This window comes from Terriglobus tenax, from assembly GCF_025685395.1.
In the GTDB taxonomy this organism is placed as follows: domain Bacteria; phylum Acidobacteriota; class Terriglobia; order Terriglobales; family Acidobacteriaceae; genus Terriglobus; species Terriglobus tenax.
Genome location: NZ_JAGSYA010000003.1, coordinates 1,076,145 through 1,088,376 on the forward strand (window position 1 = coordinate 1,076,145; position 12,232 = coordinate 1,088,376).

General features: G+C 57.9%; 14 protein-coding genes and 1 tRNA gene. 8 read left to right on the plus strand and 7 right to left on the minus strand.

Translation table 11 applies throughout. The features are described from left to right. Nucleotides 1–101: 101 nt before the first annotated feature. Nucleotides 102–887: a GNAT family N-acetyltransferase gene (locus OHL13_RS04520; RefSeq protein WP_263408917.1), complete on the plus strand. Its 786-nt coding sequence runs from the start codon at nucleotides 102–104 to the stop codon at nucleotides 885–887. A 13-nt stretch (nucleotides 888–900) separates the two neighbouring features. Next, the gene (locus OHL13_RS04525) at nucleotides 901–1,656 is read left to right on the plus strand and encodes a lysophospholipid acyltransferase family protein (RefSeq protein WP_263408918.1); all 756 of its coding nucleotides are present in this window, start codon (nucleotides 901–903) and stop codon (nucleotides 1,654–1,656) included. 114 nt (nucleotides 1,657–1,770) lie between these two features. Here OHL13_RS04525 and udk read toward each other — a convergent pair whose 3' ends face one another. From udk to ispG, 3 genes are all read right to left on the minus strand, one after another. Beyond that, a complete protein-coding gene (gene udk, locus OHL13_RS04530) occupies nucleotides 1,771–2,391 on the minus strand; it encodes a uridine kinase (protein ID WP_263408919.1) in 621 nt (206 codons plus the stop codon). A gap of 3 nt (nucleotides 2,392–2,394) precedes the next feature. Then, nucleotides 2,395–3,216: a purine-nucleoside phosphorylase gene (locus OHL13_RS04535; RefSeq protein WP_263408920.1), complete on the minus strand. Its 822-nt coding sequence runs from the start codon at nucleotides 3,214–3,216 to the stop codon at nucleotides 2,395–2,397. 122 nt (nucleotides 3,217–3,338) lie between these two features. Beyond that, on the minus strand, nucleotides 3,339–4,586 hold the full coding sequence (ispG, locus tag OHL13_RS04540) for a flavodoxin-dependent (E)-4-hydroxy-3-methylbut-2-enyl-diphosphate synthase (protein WP_263408921.1): 1,248 nt from the start codon (nucleotides 4,584–4,586) through the stop codon (nucleotides 3,339–3,341). A 62-nt stretch (nucleotides 4,587–4,648) separates the two neighbouring features. Here ispG and OHL13_RS04545 point away from each other — a divergent pair. From OHL13_RS04545 to OHL13_RS18690, 3 genes are all read left to right on the plus strand, one after another. Further along, nucleotides 4,649–4,725, plus strand: a tRNA-Arg gene (locus OHL13_RS04545). Nucleotides 4,726–5,425: 700 nt separating this feature from the next. After that, nucleotides 5,426–5,728, plus strand: a complete 303-nt coding sequence (locus tag OHL13_RS04550; RefSeq protein ID WP_263408922.1) for a LysR family transcriptional regulator — start codon at nucleotides 5,426–5,428, stop codon at nucleotides 5,726–5,728. A gap of 44 nt (nucleotides 5,729–5,772) precedes the next feature. Continuing rightward, complete coding sequence (locus OHL13_RS18690) at nucleotides 5,773–5,952, plus strand: helix-turn-helix domain-containing protein (protein ID WP_399255280.1); 180 nt, start codon at nucleotides 5,773–5,775, stop codon at nucleotides 5,950–5,952. A gap of 178 nt (nucleotides 5,953–6,130) precedes the next feature. Here the strand turns inward: OHL13_RS18690 and OHL13_RS04555 are convergent, their stop codons facing one another. The 3 genes from OHL13_RS04555 to OHL13_RS04565 all read right to left on the minus strand — a co-directional run bounded on the left by OHL13_RS04555 (nucleotide 6,131) and on the right by OHL13_RS04565 (nucleotide 7,852). Further along, a complete protein-coding gene (locus OHL13_RS04555; protein WP_263408923.1) occupies nucleotides 6,131–6,421 on the minus strand; it encodes a hypothetical protein in 291 nt (96 codons plus the stop codon). Next, complete coding sequence (locus OHL13_RS04560; RefSeq protein WP_263408924.1) at nucleotides 6,408–6,635, minus strand: OB-fold nucleic acid binding domain-containing protein; 228 nt, start codon at nucleotides 6,633–6,635, stop codon at nucleotides 6,408–6,410. The genes OHL13_RS04555 and OHL13_RS04560 overlap by 14 nt, the downstream gene beginning before the upstream one ends. 80 nt (nucleotides 6,636–6,715) lie before the next feature. Then, nucleotides 6,716–7,852 carry a helix-hairpin-helix domain-containing protein gene (locus OHL13_RS04565; RefSeq protein WP_263408925.1) on the minus strand — a complete coding sequence of 379 codons (1,137 nt, stop codon included), beginning with the start codon at nucleotides 7,850–7,852 and terminating at the stop codon, nucleotides 6,716–6,718. Here OHL13_RS04565 and OHL13_RS04570 point away from each other — a divergent pair. After that, on the plus strand, nucleotides 7,851–8,426 hold the full coding sequence (locus OHL13_RS04570; protein WP_263408926.1) for a TetR/AcrR family transcriptional regulator: 576 nt from the start codon (nucleotides 7,851–7,853) through the stop codon (nucleotides 8,424–8,426). The genes OHL13_RS04565 and OHL13_RS04570 overlap by 2 nt on opposite strands. Before the next feature lie 279 nt (nucleotides 8,427–8,705). Here the strand turns inward: OHL13_RS04570 and OHL13_RS04575 are convergent, their stop codons facing one another. After that, on the minus strand, nucleotides 8,706–9,587 hold the full coding sequence (locus OHL13_RS04575) for a LysR family transcriptional regulator (protein WP_263408927.1): 882 nt from the start codon (nucleotides 9,585–9,587) through the stop codon (nucleotides 8,706–8,708). Nucleotides 9,588–9,679: 92 nt separating this feature from the next. On the opposite strand from OHL13_RS04575, the gene mdcA reads away from it, so the two are divergent. Then, nucleotides 9,680–11,341: a malonate decarboxylase subunit alpha gene (mdcA, locus tag OHL13_RS04580; RefSeq protein WP_263408928.1), complete on the plus strand. Its 1,662-nt coding sequence runs from the start codon at nucleotides 9,680–9,682 to the stop codon at nucleotides 11,339–11,341. Nucleotides 11,342–11,343: 2 nt separating this feature from the next. Next, nucleotides 11,344–12,231, plus strand: coding sequence for a triphosphoribosyl-dephospho-CoA synthase (locus tag OHL13_RS04585; protein WP_263409125.1), 888 nt, complete (start codon nucleotides 11,344–11,346; stop codon nucleotides 12,229–12,231). Nucleotide 12,232 lies beyond the last annotated feature (1 nt).

The window sequence follows — 12,232 nt, forward strand, 5'->3', positions numbered from 1 at the left end:
TTTGCAGGGCATTTACGTGATCTGAACCAGATGTTGACCGCAGTTTTGCAGCTTATTCGCGGAACGGTGTCACTCTTCACCCAGCAATCAGCGAGGTGAGGATGGCAACTGCGGTTCTGGCTCCGGTAGTCGTACAGCCGGCGGTATGGGTTCCAGCGGATGCGGTTTTGCAGGCCGGGCCGTACCGGGCCCGGCTGGCAGTGACGGAGGCGGACAGGCTGGCGGTCTATCGTCTGCGCTTTGTGGTCTTCAACCTGGAGCTGAATGAGGGATGCGAGGCTGCGTTCGCTACCGGACACGACCGCGACAGGTTTGACGACGTCTGCGACCACATTCTGGTGGAACGCGTGGAGTGCGGATCGGTGATCGGCACCTATCGTCTGCAGACCGGCTTGCGTGCGTTGCAGGCGCATGGCTACTACAGCGCGCAGGAATTCGACCTGAGCCCCTATGAAGTCCTGCGCGAGCGCACGATTGAACTGGGTCGGGCGTGCATTCACCGTGACCACCGCTCCCCAGAGGTGCTGAACCTGCTGTGGAAGGCGATTGCGCGGTACGCCAAGGAGCGTAATGCCCGCTGGATGATGGGCTGTTGCTCGCTGAACTCGCAGGATGCCGTGGAAGGCTGGAGCGTGTTTCACGGTCTGCGCGAGTACCAGGTGGAGGAAAGCCTGCGGACACTGCCCCTGGAAGCCCTGCGGATGCAGCGTGTGGAAGGCGAGATCGAGGCGAAACAGCCGCCGAAGCTACTGCGCAGCTACCTGGCGCTCGGGGCTCGCATATGTGGGGAACCGGCCATTGACCGGGAGTTCCGCACGATTGATTTTCTTACCCTTATGGATCTGGAACGGCTTCATCCTAGAATGGCAGTAAGGCTTTTTGGATGAGGTAAGTGGATTGATGGGTGTTTTACGGGCGCTGGTGCGGCTGCTGGTGCTGGCCGGAATGGTCGTCTTGGCGATGCTTCAGGCAGCTTTGCAGCGTGACAAGTCTGCCCGCGGACGGGCGGTATGGATGCATCGTTGGGCTGGCCGCGTAGTGCGGATGGCTGGAGTGCGCCTTCGCGTGGTGGGGAAGCCGGCAACCAGCGGTCTGCTGGTGAGCAACCACGTTGGCTATGTGGATGTGCTGGTGATCGGCTCCATTGTGCCGACCGTCTTTGTCTCCAAGGCAGAGGTGATGAAGTGGCCCGTCTTTGGCTGGTTGACCCGGATTGCCGGAACCATTTTTGTGAACCGTGAAAGCCGGATGGCGACGGCAAGCGTTGCCGAGCAGATGCACAAGCGGATGGAAGAGGGACTGATGGTCTTGTTCTTCCCCGAAGGCACCAGCTCCGACGGGGAGCAGATTCTGCCTTTCCGAACCTCCTTGTTTGAAGCTCCGGTGCGTGCCGAGGCTGAGATCTGGACCTGCTGCGTGCGCTACACGGTGCCCGGTCAGGGCCGCGATGTGGTGCGCGAGAAGGTTGCGTATTGGGGTGACATGAGCTTTGGCCCGCATGTCGCGCGGCTTTTCACGATGAAGGAGTTCGAGGCCGTCGTGGAGTATTCCCCCATCTCCATCCGTACCGACGACCGCAAGGAAGCAGCCCGTAAGAGCGAGGCTCTGATGCGCGAGATGCATGCGGAACTGGTGGGCGAGACGGTCGGTGTGTAGGCAAGCTTCGCGAAGCGGCGAATAGAGTTCTTCGTTTTGCGGCGGCATGACACCGAGAGATAAAGCGGAAGCAGGTCCTTCGCTGCACCTCGGGAGGACAAGCAAGGCAAAAGGCTAGTGGGGCAAAAGGTTGCGCTTGCGCAGGGTGACGCGAATGCTCTCGATGGACCAGTCGAGCGCTTCGGTGCCTTTGACGACCATGTCGGCGCGGTGTTGCGAAGGGATCACGTAGAGCTCGGCCATGGGGCGCGCGGTGGCATCAAACTGGGCCCGAACGGACTCTTCCGTGCGTCCGCGTTCGCGCATATCGCGGTAGATGCGGCGGTTGAGGCAGATCTCGTTGGGTGCGTCCACGTAGACAGAGAAGTTATAGAAGGGAAGCAGCTCCGGGTAGTGAAGCGCGAGGATGCCTTCGACGATGACGACCTGCGTCGGTGTAACCGGATCGAACTGGTTGGGCACGCGCGAGTGGGTCTTGAAGTCGTAGACCGGGCGGCGGATGGGCAGGCCGTCGGAAAGCAGGCGGATGTGCTCAAAGATCAGTTCGGATTCGAGCGAGTCCGGATGGTCAAAGTTGGACTTGTCCCGCTGTTCTTTCGGCAGGTGTGACAGGTCGCGGTAGTAGAGGTCGAAGGGAAAGATGGTGGCTTCGAACTCGGAGGCGAGTTCACGCGCGAGGGTCGTTTTTCCTGACCCGGAGCAGCCGGCGATAGCGATGACAAGTGGCTTGGGCATGCGTTACAGCTGGGGTACCAGGGCGGTGAGCAGGGCGGTGAACTGGCCTTCGATGCGCTTGCCGATCTCCATGACCTCTTCGTGATTGATGACCTCATCGAGCACTCCGGCAGCCATGTTGGTGACGACGGAGAAGCCGAGAACCTCGATGCCCATGTGGCGGGCAATGATGACCTCATGCACGGTGGACATACCGACCAGGTCAGCGCCCAGGGTGCGGAAGGCGCGGATTTCGGCAGGTGTTTCGTAGCTGGGACCGAGGACGGCGAGGTAGACACCTTCGTTCAATGTCCAGCCCTGATTGGCCGCCTCAGCAATTGCCAGCTTGCGGAACGCAGGCGAGTAGGCCGTCGACATATCGAAGAAGCGCGGACCGAGAGCATCAATATTCGGCCCAAGCGCGGCATTGGTGCCTGTCAGGTTGATATGGTCACTGATGCCGACGATGGCTCCTTGCCCATAACGGACGTTGATGCCGCCGGCGGCGTTGGTGACGATGAGCTTCTTTGCGCCGAGCAGGCCGAGCACACGCGTAGGGAAGGTAACCTGCGCCATGGTGTAGCCCTCGTACGCATGGACGCGACCCTGCATGACGGCAACCGGAACGCCACCGATGGTTCCGAGGACAAGCTTGCCACTATGCCCGGCGACCGTGGACTGCGGGAAGTTCGGAATCTCGGCATAGGGAATGGTGACCGCGTCCGCGACCTGCGAGGCAAAGCTGCCAAGGCCCGAGCCGAGGATGATGGCGAGCTGCGGCTGGAGCGAAGTTTTGGAACGGATATAACTGACGGCGGCTTGAGCTTGCGCGAGGATGTCGGACATGAGGAGTTGCGAAAAGGGTATCAAAGACCGGGGAAGAGTGCAGCGAAAAGACTGCGTCGGGTGATATCGCAAGGAAAAGGCCACGTCCTGCTAAAGACGTGGCCTGCTTTCAATGCCGGGGGTTACGCGTTGACCAGCTCTTCGACGTGCGCCTTATTGCCGTAACGCTTCTGTACGTAGTGATCCAGAATGACCTGGAACTCTTCCACGATGTTGTCGCCGCGCAGCGTGGTGGCCAGTTTGCCGTCGATGTAGACGGGAGCGACCGGGTCCTCAAAGGTGCCGGGAAGGGAGATGCCGATGTTGGCATGCTTGCTCTCGCCGGGGCCGTTGACGACGCAGCCCATGACGGCCAGCTTCATCTCTTCGACGCCAGGGTAGATCTTCTTCCACTCCGGCATGGAGGCAACGAGGTAGTTCTGTACCTTTTCGGCCAGTTCCTGGAAGTAGGTGCTGGTGGTGCGCCCACAGCCGGGGCAGCTGGTGACCTGCGGCATGAAGCTGCGTATGTTGAGTGCCTGCAGAATCTGCTGGCCGCAACGGACCTCTTCACTGCGATCGCCGCCGGGCGTAGGCGTAAGCGAGACACGGATAGTGTCGCCGATGCCGGCCAGCAACAGGGGAGCGAGTCCGGCGGTCGAGGCGACGATACCCTTCATGCCCATACCGGCCTCGGTCAGGCCCAGGTGCAGGGCGTGGTCGGTGCGGCGCGCTAGCTCGGAGTAAACATCGATCAGGTCGCGAACGTTGGAGACCTTGGCGGAGAGGATGATCTGGTCGCGGCGCAGGCCGTAGCGCTCAGCTGCGGCTGCGTTGTCGAGCGCGGAGACGACCATCGCCTCCATCATGACATCGCGGGCGTCCAGCGGTGAGGCGGACTTCGAGTTCTCGTCCATCATCTTGGTGAGCAGTGCCTGGTCCAGAGAGCCCCAGTTGACGCCGATGCGGACCGGCTTCTGGTTCTTGACGGCGCACTCCACCATGGTGCGGAAGTTGTCGTCGTCCTTGCGGCCGATGGAGACGTTGCCGGGGTTGATGCGGTACTTGGAAAGGGCCTGGGCGCAGTCCGGGTACTTGGTCAGCAGGATGTGGCCGTTGTAGTGGAAGTCACCGATGATGGGCGTGTTCCAGCCCTTCTTCTGAATGCCTTCGACAATATAAGGAACAGCCTTGGCGGCATCCTCATTGTTGACAGTGATACGAACCATTTCAGAGCCGGCGCGCGCGAGGGCGGCGATCTGCTGGACTGTGGACTCGACGTCGGCGGTGTCGGTGTTGGTCATGGACTGCACGACGACGGGTGCGTCGGAGCCAACGCGGACGCCTCCTACAGGAACGGTTACTGCTTTGCGGCGATGAATGTCAGGCATGGGACTCTCTACCCTTAAGTTTACCGCAGTGGGCAAAAAGGCGGGTTAGACTGTAAAGAAGTGGCCCGGTAGCTCAGTTGCATAGAGCGGCGCACTCCTAAGGCGAAGGTCGCAGGTTGGACTCCTGCCCGGGTCACCACTTATAAGCAATAAAATCAATAATTTACGCGGATGGCGCAGATTCTCTCGCTATCCGCATTTTGCCGTTTGGGATACTTTTGGGATACTTTCGCACGCGATTCCTGCAATCGTCTGCAATGCCCTGCGACCCGGGCCGGGGTCTCGCCCCCAAGCAGTCCGCTGACAGACCAGCAATGGGAAAGCCCTCCTGATTGGGAGGGCTTTTCGTTCCAAGACCGAGGCCGGACTATCCAGTGAGCCTCTTATGGTCAAAACCTGCATACCGTTTCAGCTCGGCGAGAGGGATGAGGATGCGGGCACCGATTCGGCGAGTGTTCAGCTCCCCATGGGCAAGCAGATAGTCCAGGCTTCGCTGACTAATCGAAAGGTACTGAGCGGCATTCCGTCGATCAACAAGCAGCCTCTCCTCCGTGGGCATGGTCACTCTTTGAACAGGCTTCCTCCGCATTGATCCTCCGGCAACAAGAGATTCCCTCTCAGCATGGAGTCGCAAAACTATTTCGTCCAATGGTTTGTAGAGATGGCGGAGGAATCGCTTTTAGCGATGGCTAAATTCCACAATGGGAAAAGGGTTGCCTGATTAAAGCAACCTTACGGTAACTATTTTGAGTCCATATTAGTCACACGGTAAGAGTAGATGAGGGCTACTCAATACCACGGGGTAACACACTTCAACCATCAGAGCTGGAGGTGTGCAGTTGAGCATCTACGACTATTTGGAATTTCGCCATCTGCGGTACATCGTGGCGGTCGCTGAAGAACTGAATATAACGAGGGCAGCAGAGCGATTGAATGTTGTTCAATCCAACCTCAGCAGGCAGATCAGTGACATCGAAGAACTCTTCCATGTGAAGCTCTTCATCAGGGTTCATAACGGAGTTCAGCTTACGTCCGCAGGACAATCTTTCTACATCCGAGCCAAGCAGTTATTGGAACTCCGCGAAGAGACCATTAACTCTCTTCATGCTGTCCAGGACGCCGAAACAAAGGCGTCCGTGTGAAACAACTCAGAAAAGAGCGTGGACTGACCCATCGAGCACTTGTCATGGACCACAATTTCCATCTCACCCACCTCCAACGGATCGAGAGTGGCAAAGGACTTTCTATACCGACTCTATTACGGGTCGCCGAAGCGTTGAATGTATCCGCGGCAGACCTGATCGACGGGCTGGGCATGTGTGCAGACATTGAACAAGGTGCAACAGGAGGTAAGGATTGCAAATGAACAGTTGCAGTCCGTCGACGGCAAAACCGTTTAATCTTCTTGCCTCCATCACGGATTGAATGCGCGCACAGTCGTTTTCGTATATCCAGTGCTGAACTGCGCCTCAATCGTCTTCTCAAATATTGAGCGCGTGGCCATGATCCAATCATGAATACGGGAAGACTAAGACGCATTATCACTATCGCGGTACATCGTCGTCCGTAGCGACATAGAACGGTACTTTGCGGGATTGAAACAACTCCGGATGCCGTGTTGTCAGATGCGAAAGCATGGTTCGGGCAATCCGGACACTGTGTTCAATCTCCCGTTCCCACTCCGCATCCGCCAGACCGTCGCTGTGCGTGATTGACCATCGGGCCGTCCGCAATCCAAGAATCAGGCTCGCGGCAATCGCGAGCGTCGTCCCAAGCCGTTCTTGATCGACTTCGCGGCGGAAACCACCTACCCGCGAGCCCTCAGTGGAAGTCATGCGATTCCACCTCCAGTCCCCGTCCGGGCAGAGGTGTCATCCGCTTGCAGCGAACATGAACCACACCCGCATCGTTCTGCAAAGGCCCTTCCACGCTGATGAACTTGCAGAGGGTGACCGTTTGACGGTTTCTCTCAAAGAATTCCTTCGTCACCATCACATTGAAGATGCCCGTCTCGTCAGCTACTGAGAGAAACACCATGCCTTTTGCCATGCCAGGCCGTTGCTTCACAATGGCCAGCCCAGCCGTCCGCACATACTCGCCTGTGCGCCTGCGTCGCAGGTCGGATGCTGTCAGGAAGCCCCGGCATCGAATTCTGTCCGCCGATAGTGCATGGGATGATGGCCCACCGTTAGGCCAGTTCCCGCGTAGTCTGCGACTAGCCGCTCTTCATCCTTCATCGCTTGCAAAGGCAACACCGCGTCCTCTTCGCGCAGCCATTCGCTTTGCTGCCGCAACAATGGTCCTTCGAGCTTTCCGGCTCGCTCCACTTGCCAGAGAGCATCTCGGCGATGGGATACGCCATCCAGCGTGTTCAAAGCACCGACCCGCGCCAACAAAGAAAGGTCACTTCGACTCAACGACGGGACATGCAACGCAAGATCTTCTACAGAACGGAAGAGCCCGTCTTCATTTCGCGTTGCTACCAAGGCTTCTGCAACATGCTTCCGTAAGCCCTTCGCATAGCCAAGACCGAGCCGCATCGACAGGCTAAAGTCCTTTTCCTGTTCTATCGAACAGGGCCATTCGGATGTTTGCACATCGATGGGCTTGACGCGCAACCCATGGCGCCGCGCGTCTTCCACGATGACGGCTGGGCTATAGAAGCCCATCGGCTGGTTGTTCATCAATGCCGTCGTAAAGGCCGCTAGATAGTGCTCTTTCAGGTAGTCCGAGTCATACTCGATCATGGCGAAGCTCGCGGCATGACTCTCTGGAAACCCATACAACGCGAAAGAACTGATTTGGTCGATGATGCTTTCCTGTATGTCCGGCGCAACCCCATTCGCGGTCATGCCGGCGCGGAGCTTTCCTTCGAGATTTTTCATGCGCTCCCAGGAGCGGCGCATTCCTACGGCGCGGCGTAATTCATCTGCTTCAGACGGAGTGAAGTTCGCCATGACCATTGCGATCATCAGCAGTTGTTCTTGGAATAGAGGAATACCTTTCGTTCGTTTCAATGGCTTCTCAAGAGCCGGATGGAGATACGTGACCGGCTCTAAGGCCTGCCTGCGGCGAATGTACGGATGCATCATCTTGCCCACGACGCTACGGCTGGTGAAACGCTGTCTGCAGCCGAGTACGAGCAATTCATCGCCGAAGAATCCGGCACCTAAAAACTCGAGGTCTAGCGATGGAGAGGGCATGCTCTCTTTCCATCGCTTACGATAGGTAAAGAACGAACGATCTGTACGGAGGACGTCCGCCATGCCTGCAGCCCTGGATGCAAAAGAGAAAGCCGAAATCGTTGGACGTCTCTTCGTCGTATTTCAGGACCGAGGCTATGAAGGCGCATCTCTGGCAGACCTGTCACAGGCGACGGGGCTCGGAAAATCAAGCCTCTACCATCACTTCCCGCGGGGGAAGGAGCAGATGGCAGAAGCCGTTCTCGAACAAGGCAGGACATTCATCCAAACGGCGATCGCGGATGTTGCGAAGTCCAACGAAACACTGAAATCGCGGATACGAAAGATAGTTGTTGCACTTGACCAGCTATATGCGAGTGGCAAGAACCCGTGCGTGCTGGGGAGACTTGCCGTTTCAGAGATCGGCCCCGCTGGTAAGAAACTCGCGCGAGAGATTTTCGCCAATTGGACTGACGCCGTTGCCCATCTTGCTCATGAGAGCGGCATGACGGAGTTGAAGGCGCGTCAGTTCGCCGAGGATTGGATTTCTCGGGTGCAGGGATCATTGATCCTTCATGCGGCGACGGGCGACTGCAAACCGTTCGAGCGAGCGATGAATGTTCTGAGCGATCTCACGAAGCCCTCGAAGAGAGATTGAGGTTCTTTTAACAGGCTAGCTCCCCTTCGTGCACCTTCTTTCTTTGCTACCTGCGGCGCTGCTCCCGAGAACGGCGTGTAGGAGGACCGATGCTGAGAATGAACAACTCACGTTTGATGGAGTGCATTGGCCTGATATCACCAAACGAGTCTTTGTACTGAGAACGATTCGCGTCCACGGGAAATAGTTCCGGCAAAGTTCCAGATGCTCGTCTTCAGTCCAGAGCTCATTTTGGGGTGGCTAGAATGCGCGGGTGGTGGGCTTACGGTGGGTTGAAACTTAGGCTGGCGCGCGAACGCTTTCGTAAAATTGCCAGACAACAGGCGTCTTGTTTGTCCGCGCGATGGCCATCCCGATTTCGGACTCGGGGATTTTGTCATCGATCGTACTGATCGACACTCTTGAAACGAGTCTTCGTGCGGCACTGTTGGGCACCAAAGACACACCGACCCCGGCATCTACAAGGGAGATAAGGGTGGACATCTCACCCGCACTCTGCACGACTTTGGGCACGATGCCCGCTCGACTTAGAATCCCCGTCAGCATGTCATGGAACCCGGGCGCATGCTCTCGCGCATAGAGCACAAATGGTTCCCCCTGTAGCTCGCGCAGCCGGATCGCATCCTTCCCTGCAAGACGATGACCTGCCGGCACGACCGCGACGAGCTTTTCTCGCAGTACCGTTGTGATCTCGAGCGAGTCCACGCGCTCCACGGGCAAGCGTAGAAACCCTATATCGAGCTGATCCTCTTCAAGCATCTGCAGTTGCTGCTCGGTGAGTACACGCTTGATAGCGAATTCGACGTCCGGGAACCGCTTGCGAAACTTACGGATCATCTGCGGAACAAGTTCATAGCCAGCGGTCGAGATGAATCCGAGGCGTATGCGCCCAAGCCGTCCATCGGAAGCCCACTGTGCCTTTCGCTTTGCTAACTCCAGGCGGTCAAGTGCGATTTCAGCATCATGCCGAAAGGCAACACCGGCTGCTGTGAGCGCCGTGCCCTGGCGGTTGCGCTTGAACAGCGGCACGCCTATGTCTTCTTCCAATGCTTTGATCTGAAGGCTGAGCGCTGGCTGGCTGAGGTTCAGTTGCCGGGAACTTTTCCCGAAGTTCAGCGTCTCGGCGACGGAGAGGAACGAGCGAATGTGTCGAAATTCCATGAGAACTCCTCATTGTCAAAAACTATCACGGAGACCAGAAATACGCATGACTGCGAATCACACCTCTGGAGTCAAATGAAAGAGTACGGAGGATGAAGCGAATGGACAACGGTCGAGCGATACCGCGCAGCTGGGATACGCGGAGGGTGGACAAGACGAAGCGGCTGCAAGCTGCGGCCAAGTGGATGCAGGGTCCTATTCTTGATCGGGAGCGGATCGTCGACGCCCTGGAAGCGATCCTTCAGCCAGGAGACCGGGTGGTGCTGGAGGGAGATAACCAGAAGCAGGCAGACTTCCTTTCGCGCTCACTGATCAAGGTCGACCCAGCGAAGGTGCATGACCTGCACCTGATTCTTTCCAGCATCAGCCGCCCAGAGCACCTGACGCTTTTTGAGATGGGTATCGCGCACAAGGTGGACTTTGCGTTCGCCGGTCCGCAGAGCCTGCGTGTCGCTCAACTCTTGGAAGACGGAATCCTGGAGATCGGTGCGATCCACACGTATGTGGAACTCTACGCCCGTTTGCTTGTCGACCTTATCCCCAAGGTGGTTTTGGTGTGTGCTGAGATGGCCGATGCAGAGGGCAACCTCTTCACCGGTCCGAACACGGAGGACACGCCCGTTATCGTTGAAGCGGCGGCCTTCCACGACGGGATTGTCGTGGTGCAGGTCAATCAGATCGTCGACAAGCTTCCTCGCGTCGACATACCGGGTTCGTGGGTAGATATCGTCGTGGAGGCGGATCGACCGTTTGCCGTAGAGCCGCTGTTCACACGCGACCCTCGGCACATCACAGACCTTCAAGTGCTTACAGCGATGATGGTGATCCGCGGTGTGTACGAGCGGCATAACGTTCAGTCGCTGAACCATGGCATCGGTTTCGACACTGCAGCCATCGAACTGCTGCTTCCCACTTACGCTGAATCACTCGGACTTCGTGGCAAGATTTGCCGTCATTGGGCACTGAATCCACATCCCACGTTGATTCCGGCAATCGAGAGTGGATGGGTCGAGAGCGTTCACTCGTTCGGCAGTGAAGTGGGCATGGATCAGTACCTGAGGGCGCGGCCGGATATCTTCTTTACCGGCCGCGATGGCAGCCTTCGTTCGAACCGCGTTCTCTGCCAGCTCGCCGGTCAGTATGCTGTGGATGCCTTCATTGGGGCGACGTTGCAGATGGATGGCGATGCGAACTCGTCCACAGTCACGACGGGACGGCTGGCGGGCTTTGGTGGCGCTCCCAACATGGGGCACGACCCTCATGGGCGCCGTCATGCGACCCCTGCGTGGCTTGATCTCAAGACCAACGATGATCCACTACTGCGTGGCCGCAAGATCGTCGTGCAGACACTAGAAACATTCGCCAGTGGCGGCGTTCCGGCCTTTGTGGAAACGCTGGATGCGGTCCAAGTAGGCCGCAAGGCGGGAATGCCCATTACGCCCATCATGATCTACGGCGATGATGTCAGCCATGTGGTGACTGAAGAGGGCATCGCTTATCTCTACAAAGCAGAGGGGCAGGAGGAGCGTCGCAGGGCACTTGCAGCTGTCGCGGGTGTGAGCCCTATCGGCCTCAAAGCGAAGCCCGAAGAAACAGAGGCGCTGCGCAAGCGCGGAGTCATTGCCTATCCGGAAGACATCGGGGTCCAGCGGTTGCAGGCGAGCCGTTCTCTACTGGCTGCCCGCAGCATGGAAGACCTTGTGGCATGGTCTGGAGGCTTGTATCAGCCGCCCGCAAAGTTCAGGAGCTGGTAGCCATGCACAGACTCTCCCAGAATCGTGTTCCTATTTCAAGAGCCGTTGTCAGTGAGTATCTTGGTGCACTGGCGGCGAGGGTTCTATTGGCTGAGGCCAACCTGACTCCGAAGCCTGGCCTTGTGGATCAGCGAGGGCAGGGATGTCACACCGACATGACGCTGGCGCTCATGGAGCGATCTGCATGTACTCTTGAACCCTTCTTCACGGAGATGGCTCTCGCAGCATTGCAATTACCCTTAAGCGCAATGCTGCGTTGGGAACTGGGCTCAATCGGGCGAAACGCAGAACGCGCGATGCTCCGCTCCACGGCTGGTGTGAACACGCACAAGGGAGCAATCTGGGTGATTGGCTTGCTGGTCGCTGCCGCAGCACAACTGCCCGCTGGAGATGCAGAAACGATCGCTGAACGGGCTGGTCAGATCGCCTGCATTCCTGACATTGCTCAACCTGTTCCGCTATCGCACGGGGAGATGGTGCGGCTCCGCTTTGCGAAGTCGGGTGCGCGAGGAGAGGCAATGAGTGGGTTCCCGCACGTTACTGGTGTTGGCCTGCCGCAACTGCGGAGATCGCGCGCAGAAGGGCACACCGAGATTATCAGCCACCTGAATGCTCTCATCGCGATTATGTCTTCGCTGGATGACACCTGCGTGCTGTATCGCGGTGGCGTCGAGGGACTGGCAGTGATGCACGCGGGGGCTCAAGCTGTCTTGACGGCTGGAGGCGTTGGTACTCCAACCGGAGACGCCACACTGCGTGCTCTGGATCGGAAGATGCTAGCCAACTCGCTCTCACCTGGAGGCTGTGCCGACCTGCTCGCAGCCACCATGCTGCTGGATGAAATAGAACGACGCAGCAGATATGTCACTGCAGATAACGAGGAGAAGTAGC